The organism is Tistrella mobilis (genome assembly GCF_041468085.1).
GTDB classification, from domain to species: Bacteria; Pseudomonadota; Alphaproteobacteria; order Tistrellales; family Tistrellaceae; genus Tistrella; species Tistrella mobilis_A.
Map to the genome: position 1 here is coordinate 702,580 of NZ_CP121014.1, position 15,960 is coordinate 718,539.

Here is a 15,960-nt window from a genome sequence, read left to right on the forward strand (position 1 = left end):
ATCGGCGCAGCTTCCGGAACATCCAGTCGGTCAACGACAGCCGTCGCCGCGGCGCCCGTCTGGCGGGGGCCCGGCGGCGTGGCGGGGATTTCCGGCGGCGTGATGTTCGCTTCTTGTTCCGTAATCTGAACATGGGTGCAGGCCGGGGGTGGCATCTCGCAAAGATCGATCGAGAGCCGGCTCCGGATATCGGCTGGGGGGAGCGGGAGAGGACATGCCGCGGCGTGATGCCGCCGCTGCGTGTGCACCATAACGGAAACACACGCCTTCATTGAAGCACTATTACGTGCGGATGTGTTGCAGCCGGCAATGAAGATGTGGTGCAGCCGACACTGAAAAAGGCCCGGCCAGCGTCAGGCTGGCCGGGCCGGGTCGGCGTCGAAAGGCGGGGGTTACCCCAGGCGGGCGGTCACGATCTCCAGGATCTCGGACACCGGCCGGTTGACCAGTTCCCTGTCGATCTCGGCGACCACCGCGCCATGCAGTCCTTCGGGCAGATGGGCGCGCAGATCGGCGAGCATGCGCGGCGGCGCCACCAGCACCAGCCGGCCGATCTCTCCCGCGACATGAAGGGCGCCCGCCTTCTCGGCCACCATGCGGCCGAAGGCATGTTCCAGCGCGTCATGGGCGCTCGGATGCTCGATCGCACTGCGCGGGCCGATGCGGTTCTGCAACGTGCCCGGCGCACGGACGGCCCGATCGGACACCGTCTCCTCGCCCGGCGCCCCCATCTCCAGGAACACGACCGGGCCGGATGCGTCCGGATCGTCCGACGGTCGCAGGAACAGCGCCCTGCGACCGTCGGCGACCAGGATGGTGGTATGCGGGTGCAGGGTCCGGGACATCGGAACCTCCGTTGAAGAAGCGGCGGGCGTCAGGTGGCCCCGGGCGTCAGGCAGCCTTGACCTCGATGGTCCTGCGTGCCGCCGCCTCGGCGGTCTTCGGCAGGGTGATGGTCAGTACACCCTTGGCGAAGGTTGCGGCGATGCCGTCGGGGGCGACGTCGCGCGGCAGCAGGAAACTGCGCCGGAACGTCCCATAGACCCGCTCGGATACGTGGCGATCGGCGTCCTTGCGCTCGCTTTCCTGGCGTTTCTCCCCTGCCAGTACCAGCTGGTCGCCCGCCAGGGTAAGCGTCACATCCGCAGCATCCAGCCCCGGCAGTTCGGCGGTGACGACATAGGCCGCCACCTCTTCATGGACGTCCACGGCCGGCATGGATGCCCCGAATATCCCGGCCGGGGCCGGGTCGAACAGAGCCCGAATCGACGGCAGCCGGATGTTTCCGTCGAAGCGGTCGAACAACTGGGCCATCTCGCGGCGGAAACTCTGCCAGGCGTCGGGCTGCCCTGGATCGGACGGCCTGTGATCGGACTGACTGGGACCGGGGGTCACGGCTTGCGGTTGTGGTGCCGGCGCAGCAGGCTCGGCTTTGATCTCGACCTGGGTCTCGGACATGTCTCTGTCTCCTCGACACATGATCCGGCTCGTCGGTGATGATCCGCTCCGGATCATCGCCAAGGATGCGCCCCCGCCTCCGATACGACTTTGATCTGCCTCAAGTTTTGTGCAGAACCGGCACCGCCCAGGGCTCGTCCGCGGCCCGTGTCGCCGCATAACCGGCGATCTCATCCGCCAGCGACAGGGTCAGCCCGATCTCGTCCAGGCCCCGGATCAGCAGATCCTTGCGGAAGGGGTCGACCTCGAAGCCGAAGACCTCGGCCCTGCCCGCCCCCATCGGCAGGGTGACGGTCTGTTCGGGCAGATCGACCGAGATGGTGGCACCGGGGCTTGCGGCCAGAGCGGCCAGCAGCCGGTCGACCACCGCCTCGTCCAGTACCACCGGCAGCATGCCGTTCTTCAGCGCATTGGCGCGGAAGATATCGCCGAAGCCGGGCGCGATCACCACCCGGAAGCCGGCATCGGCCAGGGCATAGACGGCGCCTTCGCGCGACGACCCGCCGCCGAAATTGCGCCGTGCGACCAGTATCTCGGCCCCGGCATAATCCGGACGGTTAAGCACGAAATCCGGGTCCGGCCGGCCCTCGGCATCATGGGCCAGATCGTGCAGCAGATAGGGGTGATAACCGTCGCCGCGCGGCCGGCGCATGAAGCGGGCCGGCAGCAGCTGGTCGGTATCGACATTGGCGAGCGGCAGCGGCGCCGCGATCGCGGTCAGCCGGGTGAGCGGGCGGAGCATTGCCTGCGCCATGGGATCAGCCCTCCACCAGCCGGCGGATATCGGCCAGCCGGCCGGTCACGCCCGCAACCGCGGCCATGGCCGGGCTCATCAGATGGGTGCGGGCACCCGGGCCCTGCCGGCCGCGGAAATTGCGGTTGGTGGTCGATGCCACCCGCTCGCCGGGTGCCGCCAGATCACCATTCATGCCCACGCACATCGAACAGCCGCTCTCCACCCAGTCGGCACCGGCCTCGACGAAGATCCGGGCCAGCCCTTCGGCCTCGGCCTGGCGCTTGACCCGGGTGGACCCGGGCGAGACCAGCATCGGCACCTTCAGCCGCCGGCCCTTCAGCAGGCCGGCCGCCGCACGCAGATCCTCGATCCGGCCATTGGTGCAGGATCCGATGAACACCCGGTCGACCGGCAGGCCTTCCAGCTTCTGCCCCGGCACCAGCCCCATATAGTCGAGCGTCGCCGGGTCGGCGTCGCCCGGCACATGGCCGTCGATCGCCACCGCCTCTTCGGGCGCCGTGCCCCAGGTGACGACGGGTGCGACGGCGCTGCCGTCGATCACGATCTCGCGGTCGAACACCGCCTCGTCATCGCTGCGCAGCGCCGACCAATGCGCGACCGCCTGGTCGAACAGCGCCCCCGCCGGGGCGGCGGGGCGGCCCTTCAGCCAGGCGAATGTGGTCTCGTCGGGGGCGATCATCCCGGCGCGGGCGCCGGCCTCGATCGACATGTTGCACACCGTCATGCGCGCTTCCATGCCAAGCGCCCGGATCGCCGGCCCGGCATATTCGATCACATGGCCGGTAGCACCGTCGGTGCCGATCACCGAAATCAGATGCAGGATCAGATCCTTGGCAGAGACGCCGACACCCAACCGGCCGTCCACCCGCACCCGGAAGGTCTTCGGCCGGCGCTGCCACAGCGTCTGGGTGGCCAGAACATGGGCGACTTCCGACGCGCCGATGCCGAAGGCCAGCGCCCCGAAGGCACCGTGGGTGGAGGTATGGCTGTCGCCGCAGACGATGGTCAGCCCCGGCAGGGTCAGCCCCTGTTCGGGCCCCACCACATGAACGATGCCCTGTTCCTCGTCGCCCAGATCGAACAGCCGCACCGCATTGGCCGCCGTGTTGTCGCGCAGCAGCCGGATCACCCGGCCGACATCGGGATCCGCCGGCTCGGCATCGCGGTTGCGCGTCGGCACGTAATGATCGGCAATGCCGAAGGTCAGATCCGGCCGCGCGACCCGCCGGCCCATCCCAGCCAGATTGCCATAGGCGTGAAAGCTGCCCTCATGCGTGAAATGGCGGTCGATCCACAGCAGGCGCTGACCGGCCGGATGGGCCTGCACGACATGGGCATCCCAGATCCGGTCGAACAGCGTGCGCGGCGCCCCCGAAACGGTCGCGGGCAGGGTCATCCGATGACACCTCTTTTGCGAAGATCGGCAAGGGTGGCGTCGTCCAGCCCCAGCAGCCGGCCCAGCGTCTCGTCGGTATCGGCACCGAGGCCTGGTGCGGCGCGGGCGTACGCCACCGGCGTCGCCGACAGATTGAGCGGATTGGCCACCGTCGGCACCGATCCCAGCGCCGGATGGGCGATCTGCCGCGCCAGGCCGCGGGCCTGCACCTGCGGATCGGCAAACACCCGGTCGAGCGTGTTGATCGGCCCGCAGGGCACGGCCTTGCTTTCCAGCGCCGCGATCCAGTCGTCGGTGGTGCGGGTGGCGACCGCCCCCGCCACCAGCGGCACCAGGGCGGCACGGTTGGCGACACGCTGGGCATTGGTCGCGAACCGCGGATCGGTGCTCCATTCCGGATGGCCGGCCTCGACGGCGAAGCGGCGGAACTGCTCGTCATTGCCGATGGCCAGCACCAGATGGCCGTCCTGCGTCGCGAAGGCCTGATAGGGCACGATGTTGGGATGGGCATTGCCCATCCGCCCCGGCGCCTTGCCCGAGACCAGATAGTTCATCGCCTGATTGGCGAGCGTCGCAACCGAGACGTCGAGCAGGGCCAGATCGATATGCTGCCCCTCCCCCGTCCGCTCGCGATGGGCCAGCGCCGCCAGAACGCCGATGGTGGCGTAAAGCCCGGTCATCACGTCGACCAGGGCGACCCCCACCTTGACCGGCCCGCCGCCCGGCACCTCGTCGGGCTCTCCGGTCACCGACATCAGCCCGCCCATGGCCTGGATCATGAAGTCATAGCCGGCGCGCGGCGCATAGGGCCCCGTCTGCCCGAAACCGGTGATCGAGCAATAGATCAGCCGCGGATTGAGCGCCCTGAGGCTCTCCTGGTCGAGCCCGTATTTCTTCAGGCCGCCGACCTTGAAATTCTCGATCACCACATCGGATTCCGCGGCCAGGCGGCGGATCAGCGCCGCCCCCTCGTCGGTGCCCATGTCGATCGCGACCGAGGATTTGTTGCGGTTGGTGGTCAGGAAATAGGCCGCCTCCCGCGCCGACCCGTCGGCCGCCTCGGCATAGGGCGGCCCCCAGCCGCGGGTGTCGTCGCCCGCACCCGGCCGTTCGATCTTCAGCACCTCGGCCCCCAGATCGCCCAGGATCTGGCTGGCCCAGGGGCCGGCGAGGACGCGGCTGAGATCGAGCACGCGGATATGAGAGAGGGCACCTTCGGCTCGGGGGGTCGCCATAGGGTCGGGCTCCGTGGGTCAGTGGCGGGCGGTCAGTGGCGGGAGGCGTTGCCGGCGGGCCGGATCAGCCGAAGGCGGCGATGCCGGTCTGCGCGCGGCCCAGGATCAGCGCATGGACGTCGTGGGTGCCTTCATAGGTATTCACGGCCTCCAGATTGCACATGTGACGGATCACATGATACTCGTCGGCGATGCCGTTGCCGCCATGCATGTCGCGGGCGACCCGCGCAATCTCCAGCGCCTTGCCGCAATTGTTGCGCTTCAGCAGGCTGATCGCCTCGGGCGCCGCGGTGCCGCGATCCTTCAGCCGGCCCAGCTGCAGCGCCGCGGTCAGGCCAAGGGCAATCTCGGTCTGCATATCGGCCAGCTTCTTCTGGATCAGCTGGGTGGCGGCCAGCGGCCGGCCGAACATGATCCGGTCCATGGTGTACTGCCGCGCGGCGTGCCAGCAGAATTCCGCCGCCCCCATCGCCCCCCAGGCGATGCCGTAGCGGGCATTGTTCAGGCACGAGAACGGGCCGGTCAGGCCGCGGACCTCGGGGAAGGCGTTCTCTTCGGGCACGAAGACCTGATCCATGGCGATCTGGCCGGTGATCGAGGCGCGCAGCGAGAACTTGCCCTCGATCTTGGGCGCGGTCAGGCCCGTCATGCCCTTTTCCAGCACGAAGCCGCGGATCGAGCCGTGATCATCCTTGGCCCAGACCACGAAGACATCGGCGATCGGCGCATTGGTGATCCAGGTCTTGGTGCCCGAAATCTCGTAGCCGCCGTCCACCTTGCGGGCGCGGGTGCGCATCGACGAGGGGTCGGAACCGGCATCCGGCTCGGTCAGGCCGAAGCAGCCGACCAGTTCGCCGGTGGCCAGGCGCGGCAGGTATTTGCGGCGCTGCTCTTCGGTGCCGAAGGCATAGATCGGATACATCACCAGCGAGGACTGCACGCTCATCGCCGAGCGATAGCCGCTGTCGACCCGCTCCACCTCGCGCGCCACCAGGCCATAGGCCACGTAAGACAGGCCCGCGCAGCCATAGTCTTCGGGCAGGGTGCAGCCCAGCAGGCCCAGCGCGCCCATCTCGGTCATGATCTCGCGATGGAAGATCTCGTGACGATTGGCCTCCAGCACACGGGTCTGAAGCTTTTCCTGCGCATAGTCATGCGCGGTGTCGCGGATCATCCGCTCCTCTTCCGACAGCTCGCCGGCAAGGTTCAACGGATCTTCCCACTGGAAGGCGGGGCGGGTTTCACGGGCCATGGGGTGTTGTCCTCGGGTCAGGTCGGGGAGGGCTCAGATCGGGCAGCTCAGATTGCGGCGCGGATGCGGGTTTCGGCCTCGGCGCAGCTCATCACCGGCCCCACGGAGGACAGCACGGTGATGGTGGCGTCGTGCAGATCGGGCTTCATCGCCGCACAGCCGTCCGAGAGTAGCAGCGTGGGCAGGCCGCGGACATGGGCGTCCCGCACCGTGCTCGCCACGCCGCCATTGGTGACGATGCCGCAGGCGATCAGCCGGTCGATGCCGGCACGCGCCAGCACGAAATCGAGCCGCGTCTGATAGAAGGCGCTGTAGGCGACCTTCTCGACGGTGAAATCGGCCGGCTGCAGCAGGTCGACAAGGGCATGGCCCCAGCCGCCCGGCATGAAATCGCCCTTGCGCAGGAAGGGCCGGATCTGGCGCAGATGATCGGCGATCATCGGCTCGCCGCCCCGGCCGGGCACCAGGGTGAACTGGGTGGAGATGACGAAGCCGCCGGCGGCACGCAGCGCATCGGCGACCGGCTTCACCCGTGCCGGCAGGGCGGCGATTTCGGGGGCCCCCGCACCGCCGCGGGCATAGGCGCCCTCGGGGTGCAGGAAATCGTTCTGCAGATCGACGATCAGCAGCGCGGTGCGCGCGGGCTGGAAATCGGCGAAGAAATCGGCCATGGATCAGGCTCCCTCGCGGTCGCTCTTGCGGGCGATGACCAGGTTGCCGAACCGGTCGACGGTGGCATAAAGGTCGGGTTCGACGAAGATGGTGGTGTCGGGCTGCTCCAGCATCGCCGGCCCCTCCACCACGCTGTCGACCGGCAGGTCCAGCCGGGCATAGATGGCGGCATCATGCCAGGCGCCGTCGACATAGACCGGGCGCGTGCCGGTGCGGGCCTGATCGATCCCGCCGGTGGTGGTGGGGGCCAGCACGCCCAGATCGAATTTGGGCCGGGTGCCGATCACGGCGGTGCGCAGGTTCAGCACCCGCATGGTGCCACCCTCCAGCAGCCGGCCATAGACGCCGCGATAGGCATCCTCGAAGGCCGCCGCGATGTCGGCCGTGCCGAAAGCGGCCGGATTGCCCGCCGCATCCACCGCAATCTCGAACGGCACCGGCACGGTATGGGTCTGGCCCAGATAGGCCATGTCGAATTCGAAGCGCACGGTCTTGGCCTCAAGCGTCACGCCCGCCGCGGCCAGCAGCTTCAACCCGCCGGCCGCATGCTCGCGCATCGCCGCCGCCAGCATGGCCGGGTCCACCGCATCCAGCACGGCATTGATCGTCTGGACATAATCGTGACGCATGTCGGCGATCACACAGCCCAGCGCCGAGGTGACCCCCGGATAGCGTGGCACCAGGGCCTGGCCCAGCCCGACATCCTTCATCAGCGCGCCGACATGCAGCGAGCCGCCGCCGCCGAAGGGCATCAGCGCAAAGCGCTTCGGATCATAGCCGCGCTCGATCGACACCAGGCGGATGGCGCCGGCCATGCGCGAATTCGCAACCCGGATGATGGCTTCCGCCGCCGCCATCGGCTCCAGCCCCAGCGGTGTCGCCACCTGCGCCTCGATCGCCGCCAGCGCCGCGGCGCGGTCCAGCCGGGCAAGCTTGCCGCCGATCGGCCGGTCGGCATTGATCCGGCCCAGCACGACATTGGCATCGGTCACCGTCGGCCGGTCGCCGCCATTGCCATAGCAGACCGGGCCCGGGGTCGATCCGGCGCTTTCCGGGCCGATATTCAGCATGCCGCCCTTGTCGACCCAGGCGATCGATCCGCCGCCGGCACCGATGGTGGTGATCTCGATCATCGGCGTGCGCACGACCATGCCATAATCGATCGAGGTCTGGGGCGACAGCACCGTGCGGCCGTCGGCGATCAGCGACACGTCGAAACTGGTGCCGCCGATATCGCCGGTGATGACGTTCGGGAATCCGGCCTGTCCGGCGATATAGCCGGCCGCGATCACGCCCGCCGCCGGGCCCGACAGCGCGGTCCGCACCGGCAGCCGGCGGGCGGTGTCCACCGACATCACGCCGCCATTCGACTGCACGATCAGGAATTCGCCGCCGAAGCCGTCGGCGACCAGCGCGTCTTCCAGCCGCTTCAGATAGCCGCCGACCTCGGGCTGAAGATAGGCGTTGAGCGCGGTGGTGGAGAAGCGCTCGAATTCGCGGATCTCGGGCAGGATCTCGGTCGAGCAGGTGACATGGTCGTTGGGCCAGAGCGCGCGCACCGCCGCCACCGCCGCCCGCTCATTGGCCGGGTTGGCATAGGCGTTGACGAACAGGATGGCGATGGCGGCACAGCCCGCCTCGATCAACGCGCGGGCCTCGGCCTCCACCGCGGCCAGGTCCACCGCCTCGCGCAGCGTGCCGTCGGCCAGCACGCGCTCGGGCACCTCGCGGCGCAGATCGCGCGGGACCACCGGCTCGAACGCGCCCCACAGGCCCCAGGTTTTGGGCCGGTCGCGGCGGCGCATCTCCAGCACGTCGCGGAAGCCGCGCGTGGTGATCACGCCGATCCGGGCGCCCTTGCGCTCCAGCAGCGCATTGGTGCCGGCGGTGGTGCCGTGAACGACGGTGGCGATCCGCGCCTTGTCGGGCACCCGGGTCGAAATGCCGTCCAGGAAACCCGTCGACTGATCGGGGCGCGAGGTCGGCACCTTCGAGACCTGGGCGGTGCCCTCGGCCTCGTTCAGGAAGAAGACGTCGGTGAAGGTGCCGCCGACGTCCACGCCGATGACGAAATCCTTGCTCATGGGTCGCAATATCCGTGTCTGGCGTGGGTTACTCGGGTGCGTAGCCGTAATCGCGGGCGGCCGCCTCGGGCGTGAGATAGCCCAGCCGGATGTCGCGGGCGATGGCCCGGGGGTCGCGCTTCGCCGGGTCGCCATAACCGCCGCCGCCCGGGGTTTCCAGCCGCACCCGCTGGCCGCGGACCAGCTTCACGCCGATGGTCTTCGAGACCTTCTCCGGCTCGTGCCAGCCGTCATCCTGCTGATAGTGGAAGCGGTTGAGCGCCGCCTCGCCGCCGCCGACCACGCCCTTGGGCGCGAACTTGCCGCGCTCGCCGAACAGGAAGACCTGGGCATCCTTCTCCAGCAGTTCGATCTCGTAGACCGCCCCCACGCCGCCGCGTGCCTGGCCGGGGCCGGCGCTGTCGGGGCGCAGCGCCCATTCGGTGAACATCACCGGATAGGCCGCTTCCAGGATCTCGACCGGGGGGATGGTGGCGGTCGAAATCGGCGCATTGCCGTGGTTCAGCCCGTCGCCGGCCGGGCTGCCGCCCAGCCCGCCGCCATAGAACGAGAACATCACCCAGCGCCGGCCGTCGGCACGATGCCCGGCCAGCGACAGGGCGTTGATCGTGCCATAGGCATTGCCGTTCACCCGGTCGGGGGCAGCGTTTGCGAAGGTTGCGAAGATCACGTCGATCATTCGCAAAATCGTCTCGGTATAGCCGCCGACCGGCTTGGGGAACTCGGCCGAGAGCAGCGACTTGTCCGGGATCACGAAGTCGATCGGCCGCATCACGCCGGCATTGGCCGGCAGGTCCGGGAAGATGTGCTTGATCGCCACATAGCAGCAGGCGATGGAGGTGGACCGGCTGATGTTGATCGGCCCCTGCGCCGGCCCGGCCGAGCCGGTGAAGTCCAGCGTCAGCCGGTCGCCCCTGATGGTCAGCTTCAGCCGGATCGGCAGCGGCTCGTCGGAAATGCCGTCATTGTCCAGGAAGTCTTCGGCCTCCCAGCTGCCGTCGGGCAGGCCCGAGATTGCGGCACGCATCAGCGTCTCGGCCCGGTCGCCCAGCGCATCCAGCGCCGCCTTGACCAGATCGGGCCCGTATTCGTCGAGCAGCGCATCCAGCCGCTTCACGCCCAGATCCAGCGCGTTCAGCTGGCCGTTCAGGTCGCCGAAGGCCGAATTCGGCTGGCGGGAATTCATCAGCAGGATGTCGACGATGTCGCGGTTGAGCTTCCCCGCCCGCATCACCTTCACCGGCGGGATGACCACCGCCTCCTGGAAGGCCTCGGTCGCGACCGGGTTGTAATTGCCCGGCACATTGCCGCCCACGTCATGCCAGTGACCGACCGAGGCCAGATAGCAGAAGACCCGGCCGTCGCGGAAATAGGGCCGGACCAGCCGCATGTCCGAGAAATGGGTGCCGCCGGCATAGGCCTCGTTGAAGATGTAGACGTCGCCGTCTTCCAGGTCGCCGTCGCGGGCGGCCTTGTCGATCACCGATTTGACCGCGAAGGCCATCACGCCCACGAAGATCGGCAGTCCCGACTTGCCCTGAACCAGGGTGGCACCGCTTTCCGGGTCGTAGAGCCCGTGAGAGGCGTCATGCGCCTCGGCGATGATCGGATTGAAGGCGCTGCGGAACAGGGTCGCGTCCATTTCGTCGGCGATCTGCTCCATGCGGCCGGCGAGCACCGCCAGCGTCACGGGATCGATGGCACTCACGTCACGTGGTCTCCCAGGGGCATGCATCCGGCCGGCGGTATCGACGGCCGCCGACGCGTTCTGATTTCTTATGCGGTCTGATCGGTCATTCGCCGACGGAGAGGCGGGCCGGCTTCCAGCCGCCGTCTTCGTCGTCGCTGCGGGTCAGGTCCATGCGGTATTCGAACCGTCCGGGGACGTAGAGCGAGACCAGATGGTCGAAGGGCCGCATGGCCTGGTCGTACATGGTTCGGGTCAGCCGGAGCAGCGCCGCCCCGGGCTCGACCTCCAGAAGCACCGCCAGCCGGTCGTCAGCCAGCTGCGCCGACAATCTCTGGCGCGCCGCCGCAACCGCGAAACCCGCCTCCTCGAACAGGCCCAGGCGCGGCCGATGCGCCAGGCTCCGCTCGGTAAAGGCGGCGGCCGCCGCCGGCAGGGTATGGGTCGCAAGCAGGGCGAAGGGCCGCCCGTCGGCCGAGCGCACCCGCTCGGCGGCGACCAGCTCCGTGCCCGGATCGATCGTCAGTTCCTCGGCGATGGCCGCCGGCGCCGCAACCCGCGCCAGCGACACCAGCCGCACGCCGGACCGCGCGCCGATGTTCTGAATGGTCGCAATCAGCCCGTCGAGCGGCGCCCGGATCGGCGCCGGCCGGTAGTGATGCGTCACCATGGTGCCGCGCCCGCGCTGGCGCGAGACCAGCCCTTCCGCCGCCAGATCGTCCAGCGCCCGCTTGGCGGTGATCCGCGACACGCCGTAATCCCGCGCGATATCCAGCTCCGCCGGCAGCACATCGCCGTCGCGCAGCTCCCCGCCCAGAATCTTCTCGCGAAAGATGACATAGAGCCGGTGATAGAGCGGCGTCGGCCCCTCGCGCCCCAGCGCCGCACGCCCGCCTTCCCCGACCGCTCCGCCTTCATCCATATCCCGGATCCCACCCCCGGTGTCGCTCATGGAGGGGAGCTTAGCGCGGGTGATGGCATAATGCTATATGAATATATCATTAGGGCATGTGGACAACACGATCTTTGATCCTACATTGCCTCTAAAATGCGTTATTCCGCAAAATTGACGCATTTGAGCATTTCAGCTAAAGTCTGGTTGCCGGACACAGAACAGGACGCGTCTACGATGCTTGTGCATGAGCATGACACCACCGACGATCAGCAGGTTCCAAGCTACAGCGCATCCGAAGCCAGGAATCATTGGGGGAAGTTGCAGCGTGATGTGCGTCGTGCTGGCCGGGTTGACGTGACCAATCACGGAACCGTCGACTTCGTCATCCTCGACATCGCCCATTATGAAGATCTGGCGAGAGCCGCAGAAGCAGGCAATACGAAGATGCAGGCACATCTTGAGAACCTGCATGCGGCCTTCGACGCGCGTATTGCCCGGATGCAGACAGCTGAAGCCCGGAAAGCCGTGGACGATGCATTTGCTGCACGTGGCAGGTTGCGCACGCGTCCGAAAGCTGGAACGTCGTTCTGAAGATGGCGGGTCGGCCGCAGATCGTGGTGCTTGCCGGCGTGAATGGCGCCGGCAAAAGTTCTCTACTTGGTCATTTGCTCACGGATTCCGGAACAGACTGGTTCAACCCCGATGCGTTTGCCCGCGAAGCCATGAAGCAGATCCCGGGGCTATCGGTGCACGACGCCAATGCCCGTGCCTGGAATTACGGCCACACCCAATTGAAAGCCGCGATAGCCGGCGGCACCTCCTATTTTTTTGAAACCACGCTCGGCGGGCGGACGATAACCAGGCTGCTGTTGCAAGCAGTACAGACCCATGACGTCATGATCATGTTCTGCGGTCTGCCCAGCCCGGAACATCACATACGCCGTGTACAGGCGCGCGTCGCCCTGGGCGGCCACGATATCCCGGTAGACAAGATCCAAGAACGCTGGACGACATCCCGCCAAAATCTCATCGATCTCATGCCATACCTTGCACGATTGCAGGTCTTCGACAATAGCGCCGAGGCGGAACCCGGCGAGGACATCCCGGATCCCTTACTGATCCTCCACGTGGAGGGCACCCGGCGGCTCTACCCCGTCGACCTCACGGACATCGCGAGAACGCCCGACTGGGCCAAGCCTCTCGTCGAAGCGGCGCTCCGCCTTTCCTCGTCCATCTGACCCGGTCATCTCAGGCTCAACAATTACGCTTGACGATATAATTAATCCAATCGTTAAATATTATCAGAAACCGATAGGGAGTGACCGCCATGGACGACCCCTTCCGCCGGCCGACCTTCGGGTCCGCCGTGTTCTATGAAGATCCCTTCGCCGCCCTCGACTGGCTGGAGGCCGCCTTCGGCTTCGAGCGCAGCCTGGTGATCACCGATACCGACGGCAATCTCGCCCATTCCGAGATGAGCTTCGGCGACGGCTACGTCATGATCGGCCCGGTCTGGACCGATGGCGTGGCCAGCCCCCGCCAGACCGGTGGGCGCAATACCCAGACCGTGCATGTCCAGCTGAAAGACGGGATCGAGGCGCATCACGACCGGGCGGTCAAAGCCGGTGCGGTGATCACCCGGCCGCTGGCGCGGCAGTTCTATGGCGATCTCACCTATTCCGCCCGCGATCCCGAGGGGCATGTCTGGAGCTTCGGCCAGACCGTCGCCGTGGTCGGTCGCGCCGAGGCCGAAGCGGCAAGCGGGCTGAAGATCGACGGCTGGTTCGAGACCGACACCGAATGACGGCCGCCCCCTCTCTCGATACCGTGCTCGCCGCACTCGCCGATCCGTATCGCCGGCAGGTGGTGGAGCTGCTGCGCGCCCGCCCGCAACGGGCGGGCGAGCTGGCGGAGGCCATCGGCCTCAGCCCGCCCGCGGCCAGCCGCCATCTGAAGGCGCTGCGCCGGGCGGGGCTGATCGAGGAAAGCCATCCCGATTTCGATGCCCGGGTGCGGATCTACCGGCTGTGCCCCGCCCCCTTCTCGGCGCTCAAATCCTGGGTCGACGAGACCGAACGGATGTGGTCGCACCAGCTGCTGGCCCTGAAGGCGCATCTGGAAGCGGAGGCGGGGGAAGAATGACCGGCTCCAAAATCCTGGTCGCGCTGCGCATCGCCGCCCCCACACCGCGGGTCTTCCGCGCCTTCACCGACGAGATCGGCCTCTGGTGGCAGGCGGACGGGCTGTTTGCCTTCACCCCCGGCCCGCCCGGCCGTCTCGCTTTCGATCCCAAGGGGCCTGAGGGGCGGCTGATCGAGGAAAAACCCGATGGCGGCCGGTTCGAAATCGGCCGCATCCTCAAATGGGACGCCCCGCCCGGCCCCGGCACACCCGGCCGCCTGGCCCTGACCTGGCGCCAGGCAAGCTTCGCCAGCGACCAGGAAACCCGCGTGTTCGTCGCCTTCGACCCGGTCGAGGACGGCACAAGGGTGACGGTCGAACATCTGGGCTGGGATGCGATCCCGATCAGCCACGCCGCCCGCCACCATTTCCCCGACGGCATCTTCCTGCACCGCCATGGCAGCTTCTGGCGACGGCAGCTGGCTGAACTGGCGGCGGTCACCGCTCCACGATGACCTTGGCGATCAGCTCCGCGGTGTTGGCGACGCCCAGCTTGCGCATGATCGCGCTGCGATGCACCTCCACCGTGCGCGGCGAGATGGCCAGCGCCTGGGCGATCTGTCTGCTGGTCAGGCCGTTGACGACATAGCGGGTCACTTCGCGTTCGCGCGGGGTCAGTGCCGCTGAGCCCGGCGCCCGGTTTTCAAGCCGGTCGAAGGTCCAGACGATCAGCCGGAACGGCTCGTCCGGGGTGAGCGTGCGGCCGCGGGCGCGGGTCCAGATGATCTCGCCGCTTTTGCACTGCATGAACCGCTCATCCTCGTAGCGGGGGCCGTTCTCCAGCCAGCGATGCCAGCGGGCGCCGGTCTTTTCGTAATCGACGGTGGAGGGATAGAGCATGCGCACCGACTGCCCCTCCAGCTCGGCGCGGCGCCAGCCGAAAATCGCCTCGATTTCGGCATTCACCCGCAGGATGCGGCGGTGGGACAGCACCATGATGCCGACCGGCGCGTTCATGAACCCGGCAAGCTCCAGCCCGTCGGTCGACAAATCCCCGGACAGATCTTCCGGCTGCATCGCCAGCCTCCCGCTTACGTAGCCTTCTACGTATATCCCCTGATTGTCGGGCGCGCTGCAAAAGTTTACCTATCGGGTCAACACCACCACCGACATCGGTCGGATCGTGACACGGAGAGCGCCCATGGACCCGCAGATCTACATCACCGGCAGCGGCCATACCCGTTTCGGCCGCCTGTCCCAGACCCTGGAAGAGCTGATCGTCGAAGCCGCGCGGGAGGCGATCGACGAGGCCGGTATCGATCCGGCCGAGATCGACGCGATCTATCTGGGCCATTTCAATTCGGGCCTGGTTTCCGACGGCTTCGCCTCCTCGCTGGTCAAGGGTGCCCATCCTGCCCTGCGCTTCACCCCCGCCTCGCGTTGCGAGAATGCCTGCGCCTCGGGTGCGGCGGCCTTCCAGGCCGGCATGATGCGCATCGCCGCCGGCAAGGCCCGCAATGTGCTGGTGGTCGGCGCCGAAAAGATGACCCACCGCACCACCGAAGACGTCACCCGGGCACTGGCCGGCGCCGGCTATCAGAACGACCCCGAAGAGGCCGCGCTCAGCTTCCCGCAGGTCTTCGGCATCGCCGCCCGCGCCTATGCCGATCGCCATGGTGATCCGCTGGACGCCATGGCCCGGATCGCGGCGAAGAACCATGCCAATGCCATGGCCAACCCGCTGGCCCAGATGCACAAGCCGCTGCCTTACGAGTTCTGCCGCGAGGTGAGCGAGCGCAACCAGCTGATCGCCCCGCCGCTCCGGCTCAGCGACTGCTCGCTGGTGACCGACGGTGCCGCCGCCATCGTGCTCAGCAGCGATCAGGGCCATGCCGCCTCGGCCGCCCGCAGGGTGCGCATCGCCGCCGCCGAACAGGTCTCCGACACCCTGCCGATGGCCGGGCGCGACCTGATCGCCTTCGAAGGCCCGGCGCGGGCGATCCGTGCCGCCTATGCCGCCGCCGGCATCGGCCTGGACCAGCTGGATTTCGCCGAGGTCCATGACTGCTTCACCATCGCCGAACTGCTGATCTACGAAGCCATGGGCCTGGCACCCCAGGGTCAGGGCGCACGGGCGCTGGAAGACGGGACCGTCTTCGCCGACGGCCGGCTGCCGGTCAATCTTTCGGGCGGGCTCAAGGCCAAGGGCCATCCGGTGGGCGCCACCGGTGTCTCCATGCTCGCCCTCGGCTTCCGTCAGCTTACCGGCCAGGCCGGCGAGATGCAGCGGGCCGGGGCCGAATGGGGCCTCACCTTCAACATGGGTGGCGCGGCAGTCGCCAACTACGCCACCATCCTCCAGGCCGACCGGGCTTGAGAGGCGCCGCATGAATTGAGAGGCGC

The 15,960-nt window shown here is 67.7% G+C and carries 17 protein-coding genes; 6 read left to right on the top strand and 11 right to left on the bottom strand.

All coding sequences use genetic code 11. The features are described from left to right. Positions 1-392: 392 nt before the first annotated feature. The 10 genes from P7L68_RS02870 to P7L68_RS02915 form a co-directional block, all read right to left on the bottom strand. On the bottom strand, positions 393-845 hold the full coding sequence (locus tag P7L68_RS02870; protein ID WP_371998916.1) for a host attachment protein: 453 nt from the start codon (positions 843-845) through the stop codon (positions 393-395). 46 nt (positions 846-891) lie between these two features. Beyond that, positions 892-1,458, bottom strand: coding sequence for an Hsp20/alpha crystallin family protein (locus P7L68_RS02875; protein WP_371998917.1), 567 nt, complete (start codon positions 1,456-1,458; stop codon positions 892-894). Between the two features lie 100 nt (positions 1,459-1,558). Beyond that, positions 1,559-2,212, bottom strand: coding sequence for a 3-isopropylmalate dehydratase small subunit (gene leuD, locus P7L68_RS02880; RefSeq protein ID WP_371998918.1), 654 nt, complete (start codon positions 2,210-2,212; stop codon positions 1,559-1,561). A gap of 4 nt (positions 2,213-2,216) precedes the next feature. Further along, positions 2,217-3,611, bottom strand: a complete 1,395-nt coding sequence (gene leuC, locus P7L68_RS02885; RefSeq protein WP_371998919.1) for a 3-isopropylmalate dehydratase large subunit — start codon at positions 3,609-3,611, stop codon at positions 2,217-2,219. After that, the gene (locus P7L68_RS02890; protein ID WP_371998920.1) at positions 3,608-4,846 is read right to left on the bottom strand and encodes a CaiB/BaiF CoA transferase family protein; all 1,239 of its coding nucleotides are present in this window, start codon (positions 4,844-4,846) and stop codon (positions 3,608-3,610) included. The genes leuC and P7L68_RS02890 overlap by 4 nt, the downstream gene beginning before the upstream one ends. Before the next feature lie 64 nt (positions 4,847-4,910). After that, positions 4,911-6,098 (bottom strand): acyl-CoA dehydrogenase, encoded by a 1,188-nt coding sequence (locus P7L68_RS02895; protein ID WP_371998921.1) that lies wholly within the window; start codon positions 6,096-6,098, stop codon positions 4,911-4,913. Positions 6,099-6,145: 47 nt separating this feature from the next. Continuing rightward, positions 6,146-6,769, bottom strand: a complete 624-nt coding sequence (locus tag P7L68_RS02900) for a cysteine hydrolase family protein (protein WP_371998922.1) — start codon at positions 6,767-6,769, stop codon at positions 6,146-6,148. Positions 6,770-6,772: 3 nt separating this feature from the next. Beyond that, entirely contained in the window at positions 6,773-8,854 is a 2,082-nt protein-coding gene (locus tag P7L68_RS02905; protein WP_371998923.1) for a hydantoinase/oxoprolinase family protein, read from the bottom strand. Between the two features lie 28 nt (positions 8,855-8,882). Then, complete coding sequence (locus P7L68_RS02910; protein ID WP_371998924.1) at positions 8,883-10,562, bottom strand: hydantoinase B/oxoprolinase family protein; 1,680 nt, start codon at positions 10,560-10,562, stop codon at positions 8,883-8,885. An 85-nt stretch (positions 10,563-10,647) separates the two neighbouring features. Then, complete coding sequence (locus tag P7L68_RS02915; protein ID WP_371998925.1) at positions 10,648-11,463, bottom strand: GntR family transcriptional regulator; 816 nt, start codon at positions 11,461-11,463, stop codon at positions 10,648-10,650. A 207-nt stretch (positions 11,464-11,670) separates the two neighbouring features. Between P7L68_RS02915 and P7L68_RS02920 the strand changes: the two genes are divergently transcribed. From P7L68_RS02920 to P7L68_RS02940, 5 genes are all read left to right on the top strand, one after another. Next, positions 11,671-12,027, top strand: coding sequence for a type II toxin-antitoxin system prevent-host-death family antitoxin (locus P7L68_RS02920; protein ID WP_371998926.1), 357 nt, complete (start codon positions 11,671-11,673; stop codon positions 12,025-12,027). A gap of 2 nt (positions 12,028-12,029) precedes the next feature. Further along, entirely contained in the window at positions 12,030-12,674 is a 645-nt protein-coding gene (locus tag P7L68_RS02925) for an AAA family ATPase (RefSeq protein WP_371998927.1), read from the top strand. A gap of 89 nt (positions 12,675-12,763) precedes the next feature. After that, on the top strand, positions 12,764-13,240 hold the full coding sequence (locus P7L68_RS02930) for a VOC family protein (protein ID WP_371998928.1): 477 nt from the start codon (positions 12,764-12,766) through the stop codon (positions 13,238-13,240). Continuing rightward, positions 13,237-13,578: an ArsR/SmtB family transcription factor gene (locus tag P7L68_RS02935; RefSeq protein ID WP_371998929.1), complete on the top strand. Its 342-nt coding sequence runs from the start codon at positions 13,237-13,239 to the stop codon at positions 13,576-13,578. The genes P7L68_RS02930 and P7L68_RS02935 overlap by 4 nt, the downstream gene beginning before the upstream one ends. Further along, positions 13,575-14,072 (top strand): SRPBCC domain-containing protein, encoded by a 498-nt coding sequence (locus P7L68_RS02940; protein WP_371998930.1) that lies wholly within the window; start codon positions 13,575-13,577, stop codon positions 14,070-14,072. Before P7L68_RS02935 ends, P7L68_RS02940 begins: the two co-directional genes overlap by 4 nt. Here the strand turns inward: P7L68_RS02940 and P7L68_RS02945 are convergent. Then, positions 14,056-14,634, bottom strand: coding sequence for a LuxR C-terminal-related transcriptional regulator (locus P7L68_RS02945; RefSeq protein ID WP_371998931.1), 579 nt, complete (start codon positions 14,632-14,634; stop codon positions 14,056-14,058). The genes P7L68_RS02940 and P7L68_RS02945 overlap by 17 nt on opposite strands. A 124-nt stretch (positions 14,635-14,758) precedes the next feature. Between P7L68_RS02945 and P7L68_RS02950 the strand changes: the two genes are divergently transcribed. Next, positions 14,759-15,934 (top strand): thiolase domain-containing protein, encoded by a 1,176-nt coding sequence (locus tag P7L68_RS02950; protein ID WP_371998932.1) that lies wholly within the window; start codon positions 14,759-14,761, stop codon positions 15,932-15,934. The last annotated feature ends 26 nt before the right edge of the window (positions 15,935-15,960 follow it).

Coding starts and splice junctions, on each gene's coding strand:
- P7L68_RS02895 (WP_371998921.1), bottom strand. CDS start 6,098: ATGGCCCGTGAAACCCGCCCCGCCTTCCAGTGGGAAGATCCGTTGAAC.
- P7L68_RS02925 (WP_371998927.1), top strand. CDS start 12,030: ATGGCGGGTCGGCCGCAGATCGTGGTGCTTGCCGGCGTGAATGGCGCC.
- P7L68_RS02915 (WP_371998925.1), bottom strand. CDS start 11,463: ATGGATGAAGGCGGAGCGGTCGGGGAAGGCGGGCGTGCGGCGCTGGGG.
- P7L68_RS02930 (WP_371998928.1), top strand. CDS start 12,764: ATGGACGACCCCTTCCGCCGGCCGACCTTCGGGTCCGCCGTGTTCTAT.
- P7L68_RS02920 (WP_371998926.1), top strand. CDS start 11,671: ATGCTTGTGCATGAGCATGACACCACCGACGATCAGCAGGTTCCAAGC.
- leuD (WP_371998918.1), bottom strand. CDS start 2,212: ATGGCGCAGGCAATGCTCCGCCCGCTCACCCGGCTGACCGCGATCGCG.
- P7L68_RS02905 (WP_371998923.1), bottom strand. CDS start 8,854: ATGAGCAAGGATTTCGTCATCGGCGTGGACGTCGGCGGCACCTTCACC.
- P7L68_RS02940 (WP_371998930.1), top strand. CDS start 13,575: ATGACCGGCTCCAAAATCCTGGTCGCGCTGCGCATCGCCGCCCCCACA.
- P7L68_RS02870 (WP_371998916.1), bottom strand. CDS start 845: ATGTCCCGGACCCTGCACCCGCATACCACCATCCTGGTCGCCGACGGT.
- P7L68_RS02935 (WP_371998929.1), top strand. CDS start 13,237: ATGACGGCCGCCCCCTCTCTCGATACCGTGCTCGCCGCACTCGCCGAT.
- P7L68_RS02890 (WP_371998920.1), bottom strand. CDS start 4,846: ATGGCGACCCCCCGAGCCGAAGGTGCCCTCTCTCATATCCGCGTGCTC.
- leuC (WP_371998919.1), bottom strand. CDS start 3,611: ATGACCCTGCCCGCGACCGTTTCGGGGGCGCCGCGCACGCTGTTCGAC.
- P7L68_RS02900 (WP_371998922.1), bottom strand. CDS start 6,769: ATGGCCGATTTCTTCGCCGATTTCCAGCCCGCGCGCACCGCGCTGCTG.
- P7L68_RS02945 (WP_371998931.1), bottom strand. CDS start 14,634: ATGCAGCCGGAAGATCTGTCCGGGGATTTGTCGACCGACGGGCTGGAG.
- P7L68_RS02950 (WP_371998932.1), top strand. CDS start 14,759: ATGGACCCGCAGATCTACATCACCGGCAGCGGCCATACCCGTTTCGGC.
- P7L68_RS02875 (WP_371998917.1), bottom strand. CDS start 1,458: ATGTCCGAGACCCAGGTCGAGATCAAAGCCGAGCCTGCTGCGCCGGCA.